Source organism: Shewanella sp. SR43-4 (assembly GCF_014163845.1).
Classification (GTDB): domain Bacteria; phylum Pseudomonadota; class Gammaproteobacteria; order Enterobacterales; family Shewanellaceae; genus Shewanella; species Shewanella vesiculosa.
Genome location: NZ_JACJEB010000002.1, coordinates 168,411 through 192,520, shown reverse-complemented (window position 1 = coordinate 192,520; position 24,110 = coordinate 168,411). Strand labels below are relative to the sequence as shown.

At 43.0% G+C, this 24,110-nt stretch carries 16 protein-coding genes; 3 read left to right on the top strand and 13 right to left on the bottom strand.

Annotated features, from left to right (window positions below; genetic code table 11):
* Positions 1–162: 162 nt before the first annotated feature.
* The 8 genes from recD to rmuC form a co-directional block, all read right to left on the bottom strand.
* The gene (recD, locus tag H5123_RS03105; protein ID WP_182697002.1) at positions 163–2,211 is read right to left on the bottom strand and encodes an exodeoxyribonuclease V subunit alpha; all 2,049 of its coding nucleotides are present in this window, start codon (positions 2,209–2,211) and stop codon (positions 163–165) included.
* Positions 2,205–6,038, bottom strand: coding sequence for a UvrD-helicase domain-containing protein (locus H5123_RS03100; RefSeq protein WP_182697001.1), 3,834 nt, complete (start codon positions 6,036–6,038; stop codon positions 2,205–2,207). Before H5123_RS03100 ends, recD begins: the two co-directional genes overlap by 7 nt.
* Positions 6,038–9,814, bottom strand: a complete 3,777-nt coding sequence (gene recC / locus H5123_RS03095; protein ID WP_182697000.1) for an exodeoxyribonuclease V subunit gamma — start codon at positions 9,812–9,814, stop codon at positions 6,038–6,040. The genes H5123_RS03100 and recC overlap by 1 nt, the downstream gene beginning before the upstream one ends.
* Positions 9,815–9,917: 103 nt before the next feature.
* The gene (locus H5123_RS03090; RefSeq protein ID WP_182696999.1) at positions 9,918–11,969 is read right to left on the bottom strand and encodes a DUF3488 and transglutaminase-like domain-containing protein; all 2,052 of its coding nucleotides are present in this window, start codon (positions 11,967–11,969) and stop codon (positions 9,918–9,920) included.
* A complete protein-coding gene (locus H5123_RS03085; protein ID WP_182696998.1) occupies positions 11,966–13,084 on the bottom strand; it encodes a DUF58 domain-containing protein in 1,119 nt (372 codons plus the stop codon). Before H5123_RS03085 ends, H5123_RS03090 begins: the two co-directional genes overlap by 4 nt.
* Positions 13,085–13,098: 14 nt before the next feature.
* Positions 13,099–14,010 (bottom strand): MoxR family ATPase, encoded by a 912-nt coding sequence (locus tag H5123_RS03080; protein ID WP_182696997.1) that lies wholly within the window; start codon positions 14,008–14,010, stop codon positions 13,099–13,101.
* A 309-nt stretch (positions 14,011–14,319) separates the two neighbouring features.
* Positions 14,320–16,248: a transglycosylase SLT domain-containing protein gene (locus H5123_RS03075; RefSeq protein ID WP_182696996.1), complete on the bottom strand. Its 1,929-nt coding sequence runs from the start codon at positions 16,246–16,248 to the stop codon at positions 14,320–14,322.
* Positions 16,249–16,381: 133 nt separating this feature from the next.
* Entirely contained in the window at positions 16,382–17,887 is a 1,506-nt protein-coding gene (gene rmuC, locus H5123_RS03070; RefSeq protein ID WP_182696995.1) for a DNA recombination protein RmuC, read from the bottom strand.
* 297 nt (positions 17,888–18,184) lie between these two features.
* Here rmuC and msrP point away from each other — a divergent pair, with 297 nt between their 5' ends.
* Positions 18,185–19,222 (top strand): protein-methionine-sulfoxide reductase catalytic subunit MsrP, encoded by a 1,038-nt coding sequence (gene msrP, locus H5123_RS03065; protein ID WP_124016465.1) that lies wholly within the window; start codon positions 18,185–18,187, stop codon positions 19,220–19,222.
* Positions 19,222–19,827, top strand: coding sequence for a protein-methionine-sulfoxide reductase heme-binding subunit MsrQ (gene msrQ, locus H5123_RS03060; RefSeq protein ID WP_124016466.1), 606 nt, complete (start codon positions 19,222–19,224; stop codon positions 19,825–19,827). The genes msrP and msrQ overlap by 1 nt, the downstream gene beginning before the upstream one ends.
* Positions 19,828–19,843: 16 nt before the next feature.
* Here the strand turns inward: msrQ and H5123_RS03055 are convergent, their stop codons facing one another.
* On the bottom strand, positions 19,844–20,173 hold the full coding sequence (locus H5123_RS03055) for a hypothetical protein (RefSeq protein WP_182696994.1): 330 nt from the start codon (positions 20,171–20,173) through the stop codon (positions 19,844–19,846).
* A 242-nt stretch (positions 20,174–20,415) separates the two neighbouring features.
* Positions 20,416–20,883, bottom strand: a complete 468-nt coding sequence (locus H5123_RS03050) for an N-acetyltransferase (RefSeq protein WP_259395578.1) — start codon at positions 20,881–20,883, stop codon at positions 20,416–20,418.
* A 177-nt stretch (positions 20,884–21,060) separates the two neighbouring features.
* Here H5123_RS03050 and H5123_RS03045 point away from each other — a divergent pair, with 177 nt between their 5' ends.
* On the top strand, positions 21,061–21,489 hold the full coding sequence (locus H5123_RS03045; RefSeq protein WP_182696993.1) for a lysozyme inhibitor LprI family protein: 429 nt from the start codon (positions 21,061–21,063) through the stop codon (positions 21,487–21,489).
* Positions 21,490–21,534: 45 nt separating this feature from the next.
* On the opposite strand, the gene H5123_RS03040 is transcribed toward H5123_RS03045, so the two are convergent.
* From H5123_RS03040 to H5123_RS03030, 3 genes are all read right to left on the bottom strand, one after another.
* Entirely contained in the window at positions 21,535–21,711 is a 177-nt protein-coding gene (locus tag H5123_RS03040) for a DUF6435 family protein (RefSeq protein WP_182696992.1), read from the bottom strand.
* Positions 21,712–21,994: 283 nt separating this feature from the next.
* Positions 21,995–22,681: a glutathione S-transferase family protein gene (locus tag H5123_RS03035; protein WP_182696991.1), complete on the bottom strand. Its 687-nt coding sequence runs from the start codon at positions 22,679–22,681 to the stop codon at positions 21,995–21,997.
* A gap of 165 nt (positions 22,682–22,846) precedes the next feature.
* Positions 22,847–23,839: a catalase family peroxidase gene (locus H5123_RS03030; protein WP_182696990.1), complete on the bottom strand. Its 993-nt coding sequence runs from the start codon at positions 23,837–23,839 to the stop codon at positions 22,847–22,849.
* Positions 23,840–24,110 lie beyond the last annotated feature (271 nt).

Here is a 24,110-nt window from a genome sequence, read left to right as displayed (position 1 = left end):
AATGGCCAACAAACCAGATAAGTGCACTGGCAGATTTTATTCGCTGTCACCCATAGCGCTCATCTTTAGGCCAGCTGAAGCTGTTCAAATTCGGTCCCGACTAATCTGTGATAGTGCAGATTTGCTTACCTTGGAATAGCGTTCATGTTATTTCTCTTAAAATCAGCCCCACAATCTCCAAGCTAGCCCAGATGCTCGTGATGTCGCTTGTTTGCTGGCTTTTTCAAATATCATTGCCGTGCCTAAGCAATAGAAATGGTTTTTGGCGCGGGTGATGGCGGTGTAAAGCAGTTCTTTACTGAGTAGTTGCCATTGGGCGGAGCTGGGTTTATGTGGCAATACAAAGCTGACTTTATCAAACTCGCTGCCTTGGCTTTTGTGGACTGTCATGGCGTAGCAAGTGTCGTGGCTGGGTAAGCGTGCGGGCAATACTTTAAGCAGACTGCCATCAGCCATAACAAAGTGGGCCATTAAGCGGCTTGGCTTAGTGCTGTCTTGCAAGATTAAACCAATGTCGCCATTAAATAAGCCTAAGTTGTAATCGTTACTTTGAATAATGATCGGTCGGCCTAAATAGAACTCATTTTGAGGAGTAATCAGTTTGGCGTGTTTAAGGCTGTCGGTGATGGCGATGTTCATGCCCTCAACCCCAAATTCACCTGCCCGCATGGCACACAAGACTCGATATTGATTAAAGCTGTCGATGATGGTTTGTTCAGCATGCGGCAGTGTTATGGCGCTGTCTTGCCGATCCGCTTGATCGATAATGGCCTGTTGATTCTGTAGTACCAAATTAAGGTAGTCACCATAAGCGTGTACCGATAATGCCAATAATGCTTGTTTACCTGTGTTATCTCCCTGGGCATTATGCTGATGTTCAAACCAATTCAATTCAGCATGATTATCTTGCCATACTTGGCGAATCGCATGCACATTTGATTGATTAACCGCATTGGCCAATAACCCAATACCTGCATCACCTTTAAAACGATGGCTGTGCATCAACATACACAAACTGTCACCAATTTTAGGCTGTTGATGAATAAACTGACTGACATCTTGTTGGGTTAATTGCTCAATGAGCTTTGCCTGTGCGGCGCTGTAACGCATTGACCAAGGGGATACCTGTACCGGGTTGGCTTGTTTTAAGCCAACACAAATATCCGCGAGCACTGCGCCAGCTTCTACGGATGCGAGTTGATCTTGGTCGCCTAACAATATCAAACGGCCATGAGACGGTAGGGCGCTGAGTAATTTATACATCATGGGTAAGTCGACCATCGACGCTTCATCGACCACCAGTAAATCTAAGCGCAACGGATTATCCTGATGGTGCCTAAATTGATATGAGTTTGGGATAACCCCCAACAGTCGATGCAATGTTGAGGCTTCTTCTGGTATTTGTTTTAGCGAATCTGTTAATACTTTCGCCAATGCTGGGTCGCTGACTTGAGTTAGCTGTTGCAGTAATCGATGTTTAGACGCCTTGATCGATTCACTTAGCCTTGCTGCCGCTTTACCTGTAGGCGCGACTAAACGGATTGTTAGCGGCGATTGGGTTAACAGTAACAATAATAGCTTGGTTACTGTGGTGGTTTTACCGGTTCCTGGGCCGCCGGTTATCACTGCTAATGCTTTGGCCAACGCTGTGGCCGTGGCAATTTTTTGCCAATTAAACTGGCTGCTATTGCTGTCTTCTGCGGTAAATAAGCATTCAATGAGCTGCGGCAGATTACTGTTAGCTAGATCGATTTCAATTTGTTGATTGGCTAATTGGGTCAACTTATCCGCCACTTGAGTTTCAAAGAAGTGGTATTTATTTAAATATAAGCGCCCATGTTCAAAAATCATCGGTTTGTTGTCACCGGGCTGGCCGACGGCATCAAATAGCACGATTTGTTCAATCAATTGTTGATGGTCAAGTTCAATCCGACAATTGATTTCAGCGTTGCCGCGGCTGTCCTCTGCCATGGGATTGGCTAAATCAATTTGCTCGATGACTAAACAACTGTGCTGATTAGACAATTGCTGACTGAGCATGGCGCAAACAAGCAAGAACAGTTGCGGCTGTTGTTCGCTTATTGCGGGATCGTTATTGATGGTTTCAATATTGGCCAGCTCTAAAGCAAAATGACGATCGAGTGCGGTAATGAGCCGCTGTTCTTGCCAAAGGTGCAATAACTCAGTGATTGGATGGGTGAGTATTAGCATGATGACGTCTCCGGCGCACGATTGTCTGTATTACCTGTAAATAAGCGGTCGAGTTGTTCGATTAATGCTTGCGGTGGTTTGTCATAAAACACCCCCGCGCCAGGATGCTCAGGATGCATGCCGCGTAAAAACAGGTAATAGCAGCCGCCAATATGTTGCTGATAATTGTAGTTTGGTAATCTAAGCGATAAGTAACGATGCAATGCCAAGGTATACAAGATGTATTGCAAATTATAACGATGAGCATCAATGGCTTTAGCCATGGCTGAGCGAGTGTAGTCGCTATAGTTATCACCCAAATGGTTGGACTTATAATCGGCAATATAAAATTGACCTTGGTGCTCGAAGGTTAAATCGATAAAGCCTTTTAACATGCCTTTTAAGGTGTCAAAGTCGAGTCCGGCGACATAACCGTGTTGCTGCAAAATATGATTTAATTGCGACGCTTGTAAGGTTGAAATAGGCAAATAAAACTCCATTTCGACCATTTTTTGCTTGATGCCTAATTGGCTTAATGTCAGTGATGTGTCCTCTGACGATGTCTCGATAAACAAGGGCGCTGCCAATATTTGCTGATACCAGTCCATTAACGGCTGTTGCCACAGGGCTTCGTCAAATCCATATTGTTTCATGGCTTTCGTTAGCGCAGGTGTCAGTTCAGTGTCTGCTTGGGTAAAATCAAACAGCTCTAACACTAAATGCATAAAACTACCGGCGTTGGCGCCGCGTTCAAAGGTAAAGCGATCAAGTTCAGGTTCGCTAGTTAGCTCATCTTGTAACTGTAATTGGATTAACTCATCGGTGAAGTCTTCATCGTCGGCACCGGGCGCGACTCTCTCATGAGGCAGATGTTTTACTAAGCCAGAATAACTGCCCACTCGCCATGCAAGGCTCTGTACTCGAGTGACTTTTTTGGCCGCTAGCGGGTCATTATTGTCGTGGATATCGGCGAGCACTGAATCGTCAATATCGTTGCTCAAGCATTCCACACTCATCGCTGGTAAGGTGGCAATTGCATTCACTTTGGCTTGAATAAGAGCAAAGTCAGTTTTCTTGTCGGTAATCCCCAACAGATAACCAATACCTGTTTCAGGTAATTGGCTGCTGATCCCCGCCTTTAACTGACGGCTTTGGTTAGCAATATACAAATAACACACGTAAACCGGCCGTGTTAGCGCCACATACAGTAGGCGTAAATCTTCAGCGAGGGTTTCTTGTTTGAGTTGTTCCCAGCCTTCGTCGGTGGCGTCGATATCCCAAATGAGCTGCTCATTTTTATGGTACATCATAGGTGCAGGGCGTTTTTTATTGCCACGGGCTAGGCTGACAAACGGCACAAAACAGACCGGATATTCCAAGCCCTTACTTTTATGAATAGTGACAATTTGCACTAAGTTCTGTTCGCTTTCTAAGCGCAGTTGCTGTTCATCACCGCCATTGTTACCAATCAGTTGTTGTTCGTACCAATTGATAAGCGCGCTGCTACCATCGAGCTCAGTGGCTTTTTGCTGCAGTAATTCGGCTAAATGCCTAAAGTCGGTTAAGCGTCGTTCACCAGAGGCTTTAAGATCTGCTGCGTTGTCGTCATCAGCATCATTAAAGCTATTGTCACTATTGCTGCTATAAGTGCTACCACTGTGAGCATTAACATTATGTTCATTAGCGCTATTAATGTCAGCCGTGACAGATTGCGACAGGTAACGATGGATCAGTTTGGTTTCGCTGGCAAAGTTAAGCAGCGCAGGCATAACGCCGCGTTGTTGCCATAACTGATGCCAATGAGTGAATTGATCTAATACCTGTTGGCGTTGTTCTTCATCTTGGTTAAATTGATGGATCCGCTGGGCATTAAACCCGACAAGCTCAGTGGCCAGTGCGGCGCGGATAGCGCGTTCATCTTTAGGCGTGGCTAATGCATACAATAAAATGGCCATTTCACGGGCTTCAATGGTGTTAAACACACTGTCTCGGCTTAAAAATACCGCGCCAATTTTACGTGCTGATAATGCCGCTTTCATCACGGCGGCTTCGTTACGGTCGCGCACCAATATGGCAATGTCTTTGGCAATGAGCGGTTTACCTTCCTGCTCAAGGTTGGTATTCACTCGGCATAACCCTTGTTGCGCTTCGGTGAGTAAGCGCTTTATTTCGCTGGCAGCATCAGCGGCCAAGCGTTGTCTTGCGCTGGTTTTATTGAGGCCATTAACATCGTCTTCGGCTAATAAACGGATCCGCAGCGCGGCAGGATTGGTTGTGGCTTCACTCAGGTGTTTATTGGCTGCCGATGATGGGGTTTTAACAATATCATAGGGGATAGCTTGGCTAATAAACGGGTCTTGATGTTGGCTAAATAGCTGATTAACGCCATTGACTAATTGAGTCGATGAGCGGTAATTGGTGTCAAGATTATAATGGGCCTGTGTTTGTTGGCGCGCGGCAATATAGGTATAAATGTCGGCACCACGAAAAGCATAAATCGCCTGCTTAGGATCGCCAATCATTAATAAGCTCAGCTGACCTTTACTGGCGTCGTTAGCTTTGTTGTCATTACTATTGTCTTCATTAGCTGGGCTGTGCACAGTGGTCGCTGTGGTTAAGTCCAGTTGCGATGCTAGCGGCTGTTGATATACCTGATTAAAAATGGTGAATTGCAGAGGGTCGGTGTCTTGGAATTCATCAATTAATGCGACCGGAAAACGCTTAGCAATAGCATGGGCTAGGGTGATCGGGTTTTGGCTGAGCGCCATGGCTAAGCTGAGTAATAGGTCATCGGGTGTCATTAAATTACGTTGCTGTTTTTGGCCAGCAAAGCGTTGACGAATGCCTTCACGGGCGCGTACTAAAAATGACGGAATAAGCTGATTAATTAACTCAAGCAAGCGCTCGATATGATCCAGCAACGGCGCTTCAGCAGCAGTGGGAATAACGCCCCCTTTATTGAGTTTAAGCTCGGATAATGCCAATTGCTCCAGCGCTTTTATTGGCGGTAATCCTTGGCCAAATTTTACCCAGTTACTAATACTATCAAACAGTTGACTTAGTTTAGGGTAGCCGTCGGCGCCTTTACCAAAACGTTGACCGTTTAATGGTAGCGATTGCAATAATTCAAGAGTGCTGTCGTGCAGGCTTTGCCACAATAAGGTAAAGCGGCTGATGCTTTGGCTTAGCTGCTGTTGTAGGGTTTCAAAGGCCAGCGGTTGCTTTGACAACACAGCTTGGCTTGCACCTAATAGCGGGCGCAGCTTTTGTGCTAACACGTCTGGTTCAGCAAACACATCACTAATGGCTTGGGCTAAAAAGGGCGGTAATGGATAACAGACTTCACGCCAGAAATCGCGCACTGCATGGTGTAAAAACTCACTGTCGTCGAGGGTAAATTCGGACTCAAATAGCAGTGACGACTCAAATGCCATGTCTGACAATACGCGTTGGCAAAAGGCGTGAATGGTAAAAATGGCCGCTTCATCTAACGACTTTAACGCTAAGTCTAAGCGTCTTAACGCAATAGGACGTTCATCTTCCAAGGTGTCTTGGTAAAGCTGTTCAATAAACTCATCATTGACGGCTAAGCCTAAAAAGCGTTTAAACGCTAAGTTAATCCGTTTACGAATACGGTCTCTGAGTTCTTCTGTGGCAGCGTTGGTAAAGGTTACCACCAAAATTTGCTCACAACTTAATGGCGCTTTACCACCGTGGCCTAACAATAAGCGTAAGTATAAACCCGAAATGGTATAGGTTTTCCCCGTACCGGCACTGGCTTCAATTAAGCTGGAACCATTAAAAGGTAAGGTGAGGGCATTAAGCGGTGTCACGGTAATAGCGTCCATTAATGCTCTCCTGGTTTAGCTGCGTTGGCAATGAGTTGCGCTTGAATATCGACTGCGGCGCCACTGACAAAGGTGTCTAATTCTGCCAGTTTATCTTTGTGATACAGGCTTAACATCGGTTGCAGTAAATGGCTGGCTAATGCGCCAAATGTCGCTTCACTAAAGTCTTCTGGGAAATGGAATAAACGCTGGTTATGTGGATCGTGGCCTTCGCCGAATTGGTTTTGGCCGTCATCCCATTTTTGCTGGGCTTTGAGTAACTTTTCTTCATGGTCGCCATCGGTTTCAACATAGGCAAAAGCCGTTTTAGGCATAAAGCACAAGGGTTGAGTTTGCCCTTGAATGAAACCACTGATAAAGCGCAGGAGTTGCGCCTGCGCTTGTTCGGCGGTGATAGGCGCAAAGGCATGAAAATGACCAATGTCGAGTAAGTAACTAAATTGATTTTTACCCATGCCCGCGGTGGACGAATTTGCCATAGCGTTGATGCATAAATGGCGTAAGTACACCCGAATAAAATCGCGTCCGTGGGCAGCGCCGGGGCGGTAATTGACTAAGCCTTTAGGCAAAATATCGTCAATACGGCCGACAAGATTGACTCGCACTGTGGACGATTGGCTTGGATCTGCTCTTGCAGGTAAATCCTGCATCGGTAGATCAAAGTTAAGATCCACATTCAGCGTGTGCATGGTTTGTTGATCTTGTAAAAACTGCACCCGATTAATCAACGGCGATATATCGCGTAAATATTGATTAATTAACAAGTCGTCGAACGGCGCCATGGGCAATTCACCGCTGGTTTTGAGCTTGCTGAGTAATTCGTGATCTGGGCTGTCGAGTTGATGTTCAATGGCATTATCGAGCATGCGTGATTGCAATAAATAACGCTCGAGTGCATTTAAGCTAAACGGCTCGTCATTGTCATCGGCTTGAATATCCAGTGATAAATCAACTTTTAAACTGCGGTTGAAAAAGAATTGCGCAGGATTGCGATAAAAACGGATTAATGCCGACAATTCGAGTTCGACCACTTTAATGCCATTGCTATTGATGTGAGTATGGGCGAACACTTCATCAGCCTGTTCGGCCGACAAGGGTAATGCTTGCTCAAAAAAGTGGTTGTTAATGGTCGCATTGGTGGCTGGCGGACACCATTGGGCATTAAAACTGTGTTGCAGTTTACTGACACTATTCGCTGATTGTGGTGTGTCTCGGAAGAGTTTAGCGTCAAATGGTTGCAAAGGTTGCGCTTGAATAAGCTGTGCCAGTACGGATTTATCAGCATCATCAAGATTGATGTCTACTTGCTGTTCAAGCTGTTGCTGTAAGGATTGCGGTAGGTAGCTGAGTTGGCAATATTCGACCAATTCAGACACTAACATTGAGGCGATACGTTCAGCATTATCGCGCTCACTGTGGCCAATATAACTGATGTAAAGCTGCTCTCTAGCAGACAGTAATGCTTCTAAAAATAGGTAGCGGTCGTCTAATCGGCGCGAACGGTCGCCTTTTTTAGGCCCCAAATGCGCCATTAAATCAAACCCGACAGGATGTTGAACCCGCGGATAGACGCCGTCATTCATGCCCAGCAGGCACACCACTTTGAAGGGGATTGATCGCATTGGCATTAAGGTACAAAAATTCACGCTACCAGCAAGGTAACGCTGGCCGACTCGAGATTCAGTTAAGCGTTGATTAAACCACTGTTTTAGGACTTCAATATCGACTTGGCCTTGATGGCCGGCGCTTTCAAGCTCGGAATCTAGGGTGACTAATGCATCTCGAATGGCTTGGATTTGTTCACGCTCGTCATCTGTGGTGTCGTAGCAATCGGTGAGTAGCTGTTGTAATTGTTCAAGGCGCTCTGCGGTGCTGTAGTCATTGGCAAATAAAGTGAAATAGGTGTCGATGGTTTCTAAGAAATTGAGCAACTTACCTAATGCCTGAGATGACTGACCTTCAATGCCTTGCACCATTAAGGTATCGCGATAAATATCGGCATCGTCGTTAAAGGCGTAACCCAGTATTAAACGCTTAATGCCAAATGCCCATGAGTTTTGCGTAAAAGGCTGCACACCCAGTTGGCTTCGAGTGTGTTCACTGCGGCCCCAACGGACATTGGCATCATCTAACCAGCGGCGGATTAACGACAATTCGTCATCATCGAGTTGGAAACGACGCAAAATAGCCGGCACTTCTAAAATACCAATCATGTCAGTGAGGCCAAAGCGACTTTGATTGATATTTAACAGGCTTAAAAAGCTATTAATCAGCGGTGACTCTTGCGCTGCGCCCCTGTCGGCAATGGCGTAGGGAATGTAGTAATCGCCTTTATGCGGATTTTTGTCGGCAAAATACTGACTGTTGGCGGTGCCAAATACCGCATCAATATACGGCGCATAGGCCGCAACATCGGGCATCATGATCACTATGTCTTTAGGGCTTAAGTCGCTGTTGTTTGATAATAATTCTAAAAGATGATCATGTAAGGTTTCAACTTCACGCAAGGCACTGTGACAACTGCGTAAGGTAATAGAGTCATCACTTGGCAATAAGGTGCGGCGAGCATCAATATCTTGATACAAACTGGCATTTGGCCCTAATGGTTGACCGAGTGTTTCCATTTGTAAAATGTCGTATTGTACCCCGTGCAGCAGATTATTCGGCTCAGGTTCAACATAACAGTCGTAACCAAAATCGGTGTGCTCTGGCGGTAACGACAGTAATAAATCCAGTAGTTCACGGCCCATTTGACCATTATTGGCCAGTATAGGATTACCTACTTCTAGCTTGTCTTCCCAGTCTTGGTCGAGTTGTTTTTTATTGGCATATTGCAACGCCATGCGGGCACGGGTTTTCGGCTCAATAATATCGCCCCAATAATGCTGGCAAGGGCTGAGAGACAGCATAATCACATCAATGCGACTGGCTAAATGGTACAGCACATCGAGGGTTTGTGGCGGCATGGATGAAATACCAAACACGTATAATCGAGCCGGCAACATGGATAAGTCAGTATCTGGATTGGCCAGGGTTGCAATTAAATCGGCATGTAAATTGGCGCGATGATAATGACTGGCGTGTAAATGATGTTGGTTATAATCGATTAATGCTCGCCACAGGATTGGTTGCCATTGCTGGTTTTCATCTAACGTTAAGCGATTGTCTAGGCTTGATAATGGCTGATTTTGCTCCCACGCTAAAATCCACTCGGGACGATAAACTAAGTATTGGTCAAAAATATCGGCAATGCGGCCACACAATTGAAATAGCTTAATCGCGTCATGTGACTGATTGAGCTGCAATATGGCGTGGGTGTTTGCTGTATGAACATTAGTTTCAGTATCAATATCAGTACCAGTACCAGTACCAGTATTCGCATCGATATCTGTATCAGTAATATCACTTGGAGAATCAACTTGAGGTGATAAGTACTGTTTGAGCTGGCTAAAGTCTGGGTTATCTAGCAGACTTGGCAATAAGTCCATTAATTTCCACGTCATTGCCGCTTTGGTAAAGGCATTATCTTTTGGCACATCGGGCAGCAAGTCATGGCATAATTGCCAGGTAAAGCTCGAGGGTAGTGGGAACGATAATGCGGCGGCTATACCATTGTGTTTAGCGATTTCTAAACGCAGCCAAGTCGACATCCCCGGGCTTTGAACTAACACATGCTCACAGGCTAATAAACTGACATTATCTAAGCGAATAGCCAATAGTTTGGCCAGTTGTTCAGATAACACTTCCATCTGATTAGATTGAATTAAAGTAAGCATGGGCGACCCGCTAATTTGAGATTAATTCATTCTATGGACTCTGCCGTAAATCATCAATCAAAACCGTTAATAATCAGGATGATTGCTGCTGTAGTGCACAAGATCAGTTGCGAAAGAGTCGCAGGCGTAAGCGACGATATAACTGGCTAAAATGTTGCTGTTGTTGCTGGATTTGCGACACTGTCAGTGGTTGATATTTAAGAGCGACATAGGCACTGCTCAAGGCCGTAAAGTCCGCTGCCACTTGAGGGGTAAGGGCACCTAAATGTGCACTGACTGCCGCAGCGTAATCGGACGGTGCTTGGCCTTGTTGGCGGGCGATGCCTTTTTTGGCTAAGCGTTGGCAAATGATCTGATAGCGTTTATTGAGTGGATCTTGTTGGCGATCGGTACTAAATAACCCAGCATAATAAGCAATAATCAGCGCGATAATGATAAAACTAAACATCATCAATAAGGCGATTTTAGTGCTGCTGACATCCCCCAATAGCTTGGCTAATACCTGTTGTTTTCGTTGTTCATCGAAACCTAATACCCACACGCTCCAGTAATAATCGACACTGGCAAACTGTTGGCGTAATTCATTTAACCATGGGTATTGCTTCATGTGCAGCGTGCTAAACGGGCTGTCTTGTAAGTAGCTGCTTTGGCTGTCAAAGGTGGCATCAAACCCATCGAGTACCCGTTGCGGGGCAATCATTGCGGTAGGATCAAAACGTTGCCAACCTTGGCCTTCTAACCACACTTCGGTCCAAGCATGCGCCATGTATTGATACACACTGTAATAGCCTGCTTTGGCATTGTATTCTCCGCCCTGATAACCGGTAACCATCCGCGTTGGTATGCCGCTGGCGCGAGCCATAAACACCAGCGCTGAGGCGTAGTGAGCACAAAATCCGGCACGGTTTTCAAATAAAAAGTCATCAATTTGCTGCTCACCAACACTCGGCGGACTTAAAGTGTAATAGTAGGCCTGCTCAGCAAAATAATTCATCATCGCATTAATGCGCGTCTGTGGATCCGGATAATCTTTGGCAAATTGTAAACCAAGCTCAAGGGTTTTTGGGTTGCTGTTGGGCGGTAATTCAAGGTTTAGCTGTTTGGTATTGCGATCGAGTTTTTTATCCATAATCTGATCGGGATATGAGGTCACTCGATAACTCATGCGCTGATCGACAGGCCTGAGTGAATACAAACGATAATCCGCTAATTCAACCACTTGATCATTATTGCTAAACGCTTCATCTAAGCCATACAACCATTTTTGATGACTGGGTTCGCTAATCACCACATAATCGATTTTGCTATTATTGCTGTTGGCAGCAGGGGCTTGGCGATCGGGTTTTTTAAAATATGCCTGCTGTTGAATTTGTTTGATGCTTGGGTCTTGGCGCCATGTTTTACCATCGTAATTTTCCATCACTAAGGTGCGCCAATATAAGTCTTGGTTTGCCGGTCCTAGGGAACTGCCATCTGGGTTGTCAAAACCGACGCGAAAGGCTAATTCTGCTGAACGAGTGAGCTTACTAATGTCACCAAAGGTGACTTCATCGGATAATCCAGTTTTGGCGGTTTTCATATTGGGCACTAACCATAAAGGCCCGAGCCTTGGGAACACTACAAACAGTAATATGGCTAATGGTAGGCTTTGTAAGATGATTTTTAGACTAAAACTGAGGTTAGCCGCTTTGTTGGATTTGTCTTGATAAACACTGATTAACACACCGGTATTGAGCACCGCAACTGCCAATAAGTGCAAGGTATCAAGCATGCTTTGTTGATCAAGCAGGGTGAGTCCAATAAGGAAATACCCTACTAATACAATCGCTTTTACATCTCTTAGTTGGCGCATTTCGATGTATTTTAATGCGTAACCTAAAATTAATAAGTTAACCAAGGCATTGAGTAAACCGATTTCAGATGACACTAAAGCAAGGGTTATCGCGGCGCCAATCGCCAAAGAAGTTACCAGTAATTTAGGCGGCGCAGCGACTTTACCGAGAAAAATGCCTACTCGCCAAACAAAGCAAATCGCACAGATGCCGATGCTCCATAAGGTGGCTTGTTGATACAAGGGGCTAAGGATGGCGACATTAGTGACCAAAAGCCAAAACAAGGTATTGCGACTAATAATGGCATCAAAGTTATCGGTCATAGTGATTTACCTACCGTTGAGGAAGTCACATCGCTTGGGCTAAAATCAGGGTTCATATTGGCGGGTAAACGATAAGTTGCAATCATGGTTTGGCAAGCCACTCGGTGTGCTTCGCCTGTTTGCTGGTTGATAATATGCTCATCCAGAATTAAGCCAAATACTTGCTGAGTTTGGCTGAGTTTATCAACTTGCCAAGCTAACTTACTCAGTTTGTGTTCAATGTTATTGCCCGATGTGTTGGCCAAGGTTAACCAAACGGGTAATCCTTCAGGCTCTGCAAACTCTTTGGATAACATGCCTTTGTCTTGGGCCCATTGTTTCCATGCCACTTGTTTGAGTGATTCCCCCTGAATATAAGTGCGTAAGCCTTTGTAGTAATCAACGCCTGGGCGTAATTTACCGTGCTCATATTGGCTATCATTGTCACTTATGTGGCTTGCAAGCTCAATGTCACACATTTCTGGTTTAGCGAAAATAACATGATGAATATCTAAGTCTACATAGGACCATGCACAGCATAATCCTAACGGGAAATAGGACGAGACTTTGATTCGCCCAGGGGTTAATTGACCACGCTTAGCCCCTTCAAATGGCACGATAGCAATAGTTTGCTCGTGCATTTGTTTGACGCGGACATGGCGCTGATAACTAAATTGCAAACAAATTTGCTGGTGGGTGGTGTCGGGATTCTTCTGCCGAGTATGGCCAGTTAACATGATGGGAAATGGCATGCTGTCGCCAGCATAGCATTGTGGCGGCGTGACTGGATTAAAGGTTAACCCTGCAAGGTTTTTATAGCTGTATATGATGCAGGTATGAAACACACTGGCGAGTAATAAGCTTAAGCCAATCACCAAGTTATTTTGATAATTGGTGCCAAATAAATACAGTAAAACAATGAGTCCAATCCACACCAAGCCAAAACCACTGGGAAGAATAAAAATACCTTTGTGGCTGAGGGTAATTTGCTTTTGTGCTGGTAGGCGCTTACTTATCCACCTTGACCAGCGCTCGGTTAACGATGCTGGAATTAAACGACGCAACCGTGAGGGCTTAATAGCACCATTGGCATAGGTTGGCGAAGAGTGCTTTTTTGCTGTCGTCGATTTAGCCATGGGTATCTGCGCCGTTAACGTATTGGGTTAACACTAGCGAGGATAGTGTCAGACAACGCTTCGCCCTGAAATTGACTACTGCTGCGAATGCGATGTTCTGCTACTGAGGCAAATACCGCTTGAATATCTTCAGGGACTACGTACTGGCTTTGATTGATAAAAGCCCATGCTTTGGCAGCTTGAAGCAGAGCAATACTGGCGCGTGGCGATAAACCGTTAGCGGTATTGTGTTGCCGAGAAAAATCGACCAAGGCAATTAAGTAATTTAGTACCGCATCAGATGCCGACACTTGCGCCACTTGTTGTTGCAGTAGTATTAGCTCTTGCGGGGTTAAGCATTGTGATAATGAAGCCGGTTTATTCGCTTGAGTGCGCGATTTTAACATGGCTAATTCCGCTTCTGCGCTAGGGTAGCCGATGGAAATTCGCATCATAAATCGATCAAGTTGCGACTCTGGCAAGGGGAAGGTGCCGGCTTGATCAACTGGGTTTTGGGTCGCAATAACAAAAAACGGTGAACTAAGTTGATGGGTTATGCCATCGATAGTAATTTGTTGTTCTGCCATGGCTTCAAGTAAAGCACTTTGGGTTTTCGGGCTAGCGCGGTTAATTTCATCGGCCAACAACATTTGATTAAACACTGGGCCTTTGTGAAATATAAACTGTTGCTGCTCTTTACTGTAGATGGATACACCAAGAATATCAGCCGGTAACATGTCACTGGTAAATTGAATACGCTGGTAACTCATGCCTAAACTGTTGGCAATACCCTGGGATAAACTGGTTTTACCCATGCCGGGCAAGTCTTCAATCAATAAATGGCCTTTGGCGAGGATACAAGCGACGGCAAGTTTTATTTGCTCTGGCTTACCGAGCAGAACTTGGCTGAGTTGAGTGAGTAATGTTTGAATATTTGATTGCGACACGAAAACTCCAACTTGTCTGCAATAAACCCTTATTGGTTTATTGTCGAAAGGGTTTATTGTGGGTTACGGTTTGTCGTTCAGTATTTGATCACTATCCTTGCCATTCGGGCTTATGATTACTGGGCGTTAATGGTGATAGATGACCATTGTGATTAGCATCAATCACCACCAAGCGCTTCAACACCTATGATGCCAGCACAATACCTATATCATAGGTTATCTTGTGAACCCATGTTAGCAAAATACACCAATATTGAATGGCGATTATTGCGTCAAACCAGTGCTAACACGGGTCACGATTTATCATTGCTAGTAACGATAGCTAAGCTCTTTACGACTAAACATACCGTCTTTAGATGATTTATTCTGTTGGAATATCATGCGATAGCTCAGTACTGCTTGAACATATTCCCGGGTTTCAGTGTACGGAATTGTTTCAATGAAGCTCATTACATCTAGGCGACCATTGGAGTCTTTTAACCAGCGTTTAACACTACCTGGGCCAGCATTATAAGCCGCAGTTGCGAGTACTCTATTTTGATCAAATTGTTTAAGTAATTCACTGTAATACGCACTGCCCAGCATAATGTTCACTTTCGGGTCGTATAGGTCTTTTACGTTATTAAAAGGGATTTTATTTCTTTTAGCCGTTTGTTTGGCCGTAGCTGGCATTAACTGCATTAAACCTCTGGCTCCTACACCTGAAGTTGCATACAGATAAAAGGCACTTTCGCGACGAGAAATAGCACGAATTTCATCAATATTAACCGAGAATTTTTTACTGGCGTTAACGAACTCATCGTTAGCCGCTTCCGGAAAGCGCAGTGCCAGTGAATCCCATAACTTACCTTGAATACTTGATTCAACGCTCAATGCATGCCAACCGTTTTTTAAGGCTAACAAACCGTATTGTGCCGTCATGTCACTGTTATGGCGGCGCATTAAATACAACCACTCATTACGAGCATCAATTTGCTTATCTAAAGCCATTAATTCAATCACGCGAGCAAGGCCGGGATCTTGATTTAACTTAGCTTGCAATTCTGGATTGGGTGCTAAGTTATTATCATTCATCGCCAAAGGTTTACCGAGCGCTTCTGAGGCATTAAAGCCGTAAAAGTTACGTTCGCCACTTAAGGTCAACTGCAGTTGTGTTGCACGGGTTTTGTCATGGCTAGAGGTCATCTTAGCTTGCCAATATTGCCAACGAGGATCAGCTTTACCTTGATCGCTTAACAAGGCTAAATACTTCTCTACTGTCGCAAAGTCCTGTTGACGAATGGCCCAGCGTAAGCGCATTTCATATAAATCATCAGACTTAAGTAATGGCAACATGGTGTCAATGTGTGACACTAATTTATCGTCTTGCTTTATCAGTGCTCGGCGAACTAAATAGCGATTAAGTTGGCGTCCGCCAAAGTCACTGAATCGATCTAATTTTTGATATTTTACATACAGTTTAATTGCTTGATGTAAATCCTTGTAGGCCAGTTTACGCAATCCGGCATCAACAATATCACCTATGATAGGTTTTGAGCTGGCAAATTTTTTCATGTGCCGTAAGCTATTTGGGTCGCGATACACTGACAATAATAGTTTGGCTTCGTCATTATGTTGGGTGATTTTTTGAGACAAATAGTTGAGTAAACTGGATTGGCCAGCGTCGAAACTAAGTAGCATGCGGGCCCAGATAAGTTCTTGGGTGCGATAGCCCGCTTTAGTCCATTGATTAATCACCGCATCACATTCTTTAGGACGTGAATAGCCATAAACCCATATGCGTTCTACACCTTTGTATGCCATCTCTTTATTACCCGCATCAAGTTGTGCTTGGTAGTAATAACATTGCAGACGGATATCATTAGGCGTGTCTGGTGATATCACCAGAAAGTCTTGCCAACGTTGTTTTTTACCTGCGTTAAGCAGATAGCGATAACGGGCATTATTGTACAGCGGTGTAGTATCAAATTTGTTGATAGCATTGAGTGCTATGCTACCTGGAGACTGCACTATGCTGTCGATGGTTGCGTGGTAGTCGAGGTAAACCGTTAATGGATAATCGGCTAATTTTTTGCGTAATGCTTGATACTTATCCAGCTGGTTTTTATCCAGTGCTTGACGAGCATCAAGATAGCGTTGCTGTTGTGAGGTCAGCGCATTAGCTTGGCTTATAAAGGCCAATGATGTACTGAATAATAATGCGCTAGCCATTAACATGTTTGCCCAAGTGTTACGCATTTAAATAAGGATCTCCGCCACAGTAATTTATTTCCTAAAAAGAATGGGTGATTAATGCTTTTGCTAAACAGTCGTTGTACGTTGTTAAATCACTATTAGTCTTATTGATTAAATAAAGATTAATTATTACTTATTATTGCAATTCACTATCACTAGTGTGTTTTTCGACTGATTCATCTAGTGCCCGGTTGAGCAATTGTTTATCTAACTGCTTGCTGGTATCGACACCTAATTGCTGCATGTAATGTGCTTGTCTAATGACATTGCCTTTACCTGAGGATAATTTTGCCATGGCACTTTGATAGCTTTTGTCTGCAGTGTCTAAGGCACGGCCAAGCTTTTCCATGTCTTCAAGGTAACCGCATAATTTATCGTAAATACGACTGGCTTGCTTAGCGATATTTTGCGCATTTTGGTTTTGGTACTCATAACGCCATATATTGTTGATGGTGCGCAAAGCTACTAATAAGTTGGTTGGACTCACCAGCATAATATTTTGCTCTAAGGCAAAGTTAACTAGGCTTGGATCATATTCAATGGCCAGTAAAAATGCTGGCTCTATCGGAATGAACATTAGTACATAGTCCAAACTCTTCAGCCCATGCAGCTTATGATAATCTTTTTGGCCAAGACCCTTAATATGTTGTCTAATCGACAACGCATGTTCTTTTATTGCTTGGTCGCGAATGTCTTTATCTTCGCTATTAAAGTAACGCTCATAGCTGACCAGCGACATTTTTGCATCAATTACCACGTCTTTTTGCTCAGGCAAATGCACGATAACATCGGGTTTAAAACGCTTGCCATTATCGTCTTTTAAATCTTGCTGTGTTTGATACTCATGGCCTTCGCGTAAACCACTTTCTTGTAATACGCGTTCTAAAATCACTTCGCCCCAATTACCTTGCTGCTTATTGTCACCTTTAAGCGCTTTGGTCAGGTTAATGGCATCTTGGCTCATTTTTAAGTTGAGATCGCGCAAATTGTCTAATTGATGCTTTAACGCGCTACGCTCAGATTGCTCATGGGTGTACGACTCTTGAATTTGACGTCGAAAGCCTTCTAATTGTTGTTTCAGCGGCCCGATAACACCGTCTATTTGCGAGACATTTTGTTGTTTAAAGTTTTCACTGCGTTCTTCGAAAATTCGATTTGCCAGGTTTTCAAATTGCAGTTTAAGGCGTTCTTCAGCAGATTCGAGTAAGGCTATTTTATCTTGTAATGATTTTTGCTCAGTTTCAGCTTTGACAAGAATCGTTTGTTGCACTGCATTAGACTTCGCTAAATTGAGCTGTGATTCCATTAAACGATGTTGAATATCAACCATTTGTTGTTCAACAAGACTAACCCGATCTGCTTTGGTTTCTGCGCTAGACAGTTGGCCAATCAGATCTTCAATTTTACTTTGTAGATGATTACTGTGATCAATTTTGTCATCGAGATTATCTTGTAATCTGGACATTTCAATTTGGACTTCATTGAGTTGTTGAAGCGTTTGCTGTTCATGTTGAAGCTTAAGTTGCTCCCATCGTTTACGAGTTAATCGTTGATTGATTAGGGCGCCAATGAGAAAGGCAACAAACGCGACAGCAATCAAAGCTGCAATTTGAGGAGGAGTTAACGACACTGCAAAAGGCATAACAAAAACCGATAGAAAATAATGGTTAAGGGTCGCACGGCTAATAATCCGCTGCAAGAGGTAAACTGAGGATTTAATCAAATATTATTGTTAATGATTAAATTTAAACCTAACCCTTATATAGGTTCGTATAGGATTTACAGTGACACCATTTTGCCAATCGATAAAGGTTGACGGCCTTTTGGTTTTTTTTAGTCATGTTCTGAAATAAAAAAAGGTTTTTACCTGTCTATTGAGATAAGTATGGCAGATTATGGTAATACTTTGCTGTCGAAAAATATTTTATTGAGGTGATTTATGACCGGTAAAAAACGCTTTACTCAAGGCATACAACAACGTGCGGCTTGGCATATTCCTGATAACCAAGTGACACCCGAATCGGTATTTAATGATCGCCGTAACATTATCAAAGCACTTGGGTTAGGAGCGTTGGGAGCCAGTTTGCCTGGTCAAGTTCAAGCCGGTATTTTTGATTTATTTGGCGAGCAAAAAGCGCAACATCCTTTTGTGACTCAAGGTCTGCAATATACAACTCCCGCTAAGTTTGTGTTACCCAATCCGAAAACCCCAGAAGATAAAGTGACTCGTCATAATAACTTCTATGAATTTGGTACCAGTAAATCCGATCCCTATGACAATGGGCAAAACTTTAAGGTTGATCCTTGGACACTGACCATTGATGGCTTGGTTGATAAGCCGATTACCTTAGACCTTAATGAGTTGACGACCCGTTTCGCTCTTGAAGAGCGCACTTATCGTTTACGCTGTGTTGAGGCTTGGTCGATGGTGATACCTTGGGTGGGCTTTTCGTTAGCCAGTTTACTTAAACAAGCTGGGGTGCAAAGTAACGCTACTCACGTTGCTTTTGAGACCTTGTTTGATCCAGAGCAAATGCCCGGACAAAAGAGTCGCTTAATGGGTGGTGGGATCCATTATCCCTATGTTGAAGGCTTAACGGTTGCAGAGGCGATGAATGACTTATCGTTTTTAGCCGTCGGTTTATATGGTAAAACCTTGCCGCCACAAAATGGTGCGCCTATCCGCTTAGTCGTGCCTTGGAAATACGGTTTTAAGAGCATTAAATCAGTAGTGAGAATCCGCGTGATGGATAAGCAGCCACCAACGAGTTGGAATCAATTAGCTTCGAGTGAGTATGGTTTCTATGCCAATGTCAATCCAGAGGTTGATCATCCACGTTGGTCACAAGCATCTGAGCGCAGTATTGGGGAGGGTGGTTTATTTTCTGCTAAACGTATTCCGACGCAAATGTTCAATGGTTATGGCGATTCAGTCGCCGACCTGTATAAAAATATTGACCTGAGGAAGTTTTACTAATGCGCATAAGTGCTCGAGGGCTGTTTTGGCTAAAGGTGTTGTTGCATATTAGCTTTTTATTGCCAGCCTTTTATCTCGTGGCGCTAGTGTTAACTGACAATGCGGGCGGCGATCCTGTGCAGTATATTATTCATTATACGGGCATGGGAGCGCTTAATAGCTTGTTAGCTACTTTGCTTATTTCACCTATCGCGAAACGTTTTAAGATAGCCGCGCTAATCCAAACTCGCCGCTTGGTGGGCTTGTATGTGTGTGCCTATGCACTGTTACATATTAGTGCTTTTATCAGTTTAGACTTACTGTTTGCGTGGGGATTATTGTTTGAAGAGGTGATTAAGCGGCCTTATATTTTAGTTGGCGCAGCGGCATTACTAATCATTTTATTACTGGCGCTAACGTCACCTAATAGCATCAAACGCCGCATGGGAAAGCGCTGGCAGTCATTACATAATTGGATTTATCTGGCTGCGATTTTGGCACCTATCCATTTTTATTGGTCGGTAAAGTCTGAAATTATTGAGCCGAGTATTTATATTGTGCTGTTTGCGGCGTTATTGCTGTACCGAAAAGACAGTATTTATAAATGGATTAAACCGAAAAAATAAGCTTATTTTTTATTAACTAACGTCTCAATTTTTGATTGAGGCCGTTAGTTGAAAAAGCGGCAAACACAGTAAATACCATCACAGACAGCATAATAATGGCCAATCTTAACCAAGGTTGTTGCAGTGCAATGCGCATATCAATAAAATTAAATGCGCTGACCGACCAGACAAATACTACGCTTACCAGTAAACCTATCTTGAGTAATGTGTGGGTAAATGAATGCCGAATAAGCATGAGTAATGGTAAGGTCATGGCAATAATGGCTAAGACGTGCTGATCAAAACGTAAAAAATGCGCGCCTAATAACAGGTAAGCTAAACTAATTATGGTTACTCGCCACCACATACCATTCTTCCTCATTAATACGCCACAACGAATGCCAATAGTGCCACTACAAAAGTGTTATAAGTGTGTATATCGTTGGCGATGAATAATGCAGCATAGCGTTAAATGATGGCTGATTGTTGGCTGTGGTTCACAAATTACTTATTTGTCAGCTTAATGATTCTCGATAATCAGTGATTAACTTAGGGTTATTTCAAGGGTATTATTTATCGGCGCGATGATTAGCTAGGCGCAGGCTTAAATTACAATTTGAGCGCCAGTATTAACCTTGCTTCACCAGGGGAAAAATAATCATTTTCGTTAGTCAGAATAATAAATTCCATTGATTGATATAAAGACAAAGCGACAAGATTGTTAGGCGCAACTGTGAGTAATAAACGTTTAATTGCCCCATTGGATTCACCGCGGGCAGTAGCGATAGCGTGATTGATTAGTCCACGAGCAATTCCTTTACCACGAGCTTGTGTTGCAACGGCCAATGATAAAATCCAAGCATCACCAGTTTGAGCGTTCGACTCAACCCATAATAAATAGCCTAATAATGAGCTATCCTGTTTGGCAACTAATAGTCCTTTAGGCCAGCAATCAAAAGCTTGTCTAAAGAAAAAGGCAGGGTAACAAGGTTCACCAAATATCGTCTTTTCAAGTTGATGGATATCAGCTAAATCAGTTTTTTGGGCGAAATGGATCGGCAGTTGATCAAGAGGCAAAATATAATATCCTTATTATCTAACTTAGATTAGCGATGACTGATAAAGTGATTTTAGTGATTATCCCTTATGGATACAAAGCACTTATTAGCAAAATTAATACAATAGCATTATTCTCACTATCAATAAGCTACAAATGATTGTTGAATTAAGGTAAACACCACAGGAGTGTTGGCAATGAAGGCATATATGGCTGTAGGGTTACTCAGCTTCACATTAATCATAAGTGGTGCCAGCAGGGCACAAGAAACTGAACATGATATCGATTGCGATGCAGCAATGAGTACGGTTGATATTAATCAATGCGCTAGACAGGAATTTGAAGTGGCGCAAGTTAGGTTAGATGAATATATTGCTAAGGCTAGTGACACTTTTCATGATGATCCTGAAGTGCTTGAAGCACTCCAGCTATCGCAAAGAGACTGGCTGACTTATCGAGAGTCTTATTGCCATGCGATATACCAATTATGGCGAGATGGCACAATAAGAGGGGTTATGTATCAAGGATGTATGCTGCAACTTACGGTGCAGCGTACTCATAATATTTGGCAAAACTATTTAACCTACATGGATTCAAGTGAACCTATATTACCCGAGCCACAATGATGACTTTCATTAATCTCTTACTCATTGTATTGACTCAGTATAGGATTATTTACTCGCTGCTTCCAAGCTGACTATTTTAGCCCAAATTTGTTCCGATTCAGCCGTAAGTAAAGAGTAGGTTTTAATATCGCCTTTTCGCTGCGCTTGCATGGCTTGCTCTAGTATTGCATCGTAGCTTTTGCGCAATTTTTTAACTGGATCTGGCTTTAAAAATGAAAACATTATAGTGCTCTTTGTGATGACGATTGTTATTAAATACGAAGCGACTGAGGTTTCAGCTCAATGTGAATAAGGTTTTTGTCTATTTTAGCATTTATTCAAATATGCTTGGTTGTTTGGCCTATTGATAAAATCAAAAGACTGGGTAAACCGCTTGCCATTATTTAGTCGACAAAGAAGGTTTACAGACTATTTTTCGTAAGATAACCAATTAATATCATTAAAAATCATCGGTGCAAGGGAGATTTTTGCATGACTCATTGCGTTGTCATCACACCTTTATTGATTAGATTTCAAATGACGCTTGCTTTGATGTGGCTTTTTTTAATGAAGATAATATTTTTTGCTCACCTTGTAATAAATCCGCCATTGATGCTCGGGCCTTGATCCGCGTATAAAGCGCTGAAAGATTCGGCCAACGCTGTGCATCTAGTTGCTCTCCTGCGTGCTCCATATTGACCATTTGAGAAGCAAACGCTAAATCGGCGAGGCTTAAGGTGTCTGCCACAAAGAATTTAGCATTACCTAAGGTGTGTTCTAAGTAATCAAAGTGGATGGGGAGTTTATCGTTTAAAGCTGACATTACCGAAGGTTCATCGCAAAGATGGCCCATACTGGGATTAATTATACGCTGTTGAAATAGGGTAAAGGTGACCAGTGGGGCCAACTCATAATCAGCATATTTTTCTAACCAACGTACCTTGGCATGTTGCTCTGCGGTTTGTCCTAGTAAAGGAGTAAGCTCGCAATATTTATCTTCAAGGTATTGGCAGATCACGCTGGAATCAGCCAAGGTTAAGTCACCATCCTTCATAGCTGGAATACGCCCCAGAGGATTGAGTTTTTTAAACCAAGCCGGTTGGTCAAAAGGCAATACAATGACCAACTGATAATCGAGCTGTTTTTCGGCCAGACATAAACGCAGTTTACGTACATAAGGAGAAAGTGGCACGCCATAGACAATTAGGCTCATTATAGATCCTTGTTAGTTAACCAATTCATAAGCTAGGTAGGTTAATTACTAGTGAGCAGCCATCACGATTTCATTTAGCGTAATGCAAATATCGCTGGCTGATTGAACCTCACAGCATGATCCTGCTAAAGATGTAATGGATCATGCTGTGTCGGTCAGCGGCTATTACTGACGTCTAATAAACGATTCAATATAAGCCGGAGTCCGTGCATTTAAAATAGGATCCGCTGACGGTGTAATCCCTTTTGGTAACAACACAGGGTTAAAAATACCATTGCCACATGTTTGGATCGTTGATTCGTTATCTCTTTCGCCGTTAATGATAACTTGGCCAACTAATAAACGCTGTCTGTCTTCAGGCCAAAGTACCGTTGGGTTATTAATTTCATCATCTTTTTCTGCAAGCTTAATGAATAAATTCCATACTGCGGGCTCATGTTTAATTCGTGATAATAATTCTTCTTTTAAAAAGTCATCTGGAAGCTCTGCAAGTTGAGCTTGAGATAAATTAACGACGCCGTCTGCAGGTTCAAAAATCCAACGGCCAGGTACTATGTCGTTATTTTTGGTTGTGAATAGGAAGCTATTAACACCGAAATACGGGCTATTGGCAAAACTGGCACTGGGTGGCAACTGTTTAACGAAGTCAAAAAATGCCTTGGCATCGGGTTTGTTATCGATTAACCATTGTTTGCCTTCTGGCCCTTGTTTTACTTTAACTTGAAAAGTAAAAAAATCATCTAGGTTACCGGCAAAAAATACCGGTGAGTTTGTGGTGACAAAATTGAGGTTTTCTTTGTCACCATCAATTTTAAGTGACATAAAGCGTCCGGCAGTTTTATCTGAAGCGTGTGGATTTGTGCCACCCATTGAAAAACGCGCGGTGACATTAATCTTTGGTTGATCAAAGAAAGGAATCGCTAATTCATCATTTAATTTAGGGTTAGGTGCAAAATATCCAGAGGTACAGAATCCTTTGGCATGATTGCGCAGTTTGACTTTTTTACCTGCTTCTCGACTCGCCATATCAGGTGTGCCATTAACAGCATCAACGATTTCTTGCATGGTTTTTTCTGATGCATAAAGTGACGTTGATAGAATAGAAAGACTAGAGAGTAAACAGATTTTTGACAGTAATTGATATCGACGAGTCGTCATTTTTATTATTCCTAGTGGGGTAATGTAATCAGTATAGACAGGCAGAACCCGTGAAATATTTCACCGCTAAGGTATTTATTTTATATTTACGCTTAAATAGATTAAAAATCTCAATGTAACGTATATCAATGACAGCCATTATTTGAACCGTTGATCATTTTTTAGGTCAACGAGATAATTGTGTTATTAATAAAAGATGGCTTAAAAATAACCCCTAGATGATTTTACCAATGGTGTTTTAAAGTTGTACCCTTAATTAGATAGTGCATTT

Bases quoted from the DNA above. Each gene is read 5' to 3' on its own strand.
- recD (WP_182697002.1), bottom strand. From the start codon at position 2,211: ATGCTAATACTCACCCATCCAATCACTGAGTTATTGCACCTTTGGCAA.
- H5123_RS03100 (WP_182697001.1), bottom strand. From the start codon at position 6,038: ATGGACGCTATTACCGTGACACCGCTTAATGCCCTCACCTTACCTTTT.
- recC (WP_182697000.1), bottom strand. From the start codon at position 9,814: ATGCTTACTTTAATTCAATCTAATCAGATGGAAGTGTTATCTGAACAA.
- H5123_RS03090 (WP_182696999.1), bottom strand. From the start codon at position 11,969: ATGACCGATAACTTTGATGCCATTATTAGTCGCAATACCTTGTTTTGG.
- H5123_RS03085 (WP_182696998.1), bottom strand. From the start codon at position 13,084: ATGGCTAAATCGACGACAGCAAAAAAGCACTCTTCGCCAACCTATGCC.
- H5123_RS03075 (WP_182696996.1), bottom strand. From the start codon at position 16,248: ATGCGTAACACTTGGGCAAACATGTTAATGGCTAGCGCATTATTATTC.
- rmuC (WP_182696995.1), bottom strand. From the start codon at position 17,887: ATGCCTTTTGCAGTGTCGTTAACTCCTCCTCAAATTGCAGCTTTGATT.
- msrP (WP_124016465.1), top strand. From the start codon at position 18,185: ATGACCGGTAAAAAACGCTTTACTCAAGGCATACAACAACGTGCGGCT.
- msrQ (WP_124016466.1), top strand. From the start codon at position 19,222: ATGCGCATAAGTGCTCGAGGGCTGTTTTGGCTAAAGGTGTTGTTGCAT.
- H5123_RS03055 (WP_182696994.1), bottom strand. From the start codon at position 20,173: ATGTGGTGGCGAGTAACCATAATTAGTTTAGCTTACCTGTTATTAGGC.
- H5123_RS03045 (WP_182696993.1), top strand. From the start codon at position 21,061: ATGAAGGCATATATGGCTGTAGGGTTACTCAGCTTCACATTAATCATA.
- H5123_RS03040 (WP_182696992.1), bottom strand. From the start codon at position 21,711: ATGTTTTCATTTTTAAAGCCAGATCCAGTTAAAAAATTGCGCAAAAGC.
- H5123_RS03035 (WP_182696991.1), bottom strand. From the start codon at position 22,681: ATGAGCCTAATTGTCTATGGCGTGCCACTTTCTCCTTATGTACGTAAA.
- H5123_RS03030 (WP_182696990.1), bottom strand. From the start codon at position 23,839: ATGACGACTCGTCGATATCAATTACTGTCAAAAATCTGTTTACTCTCT.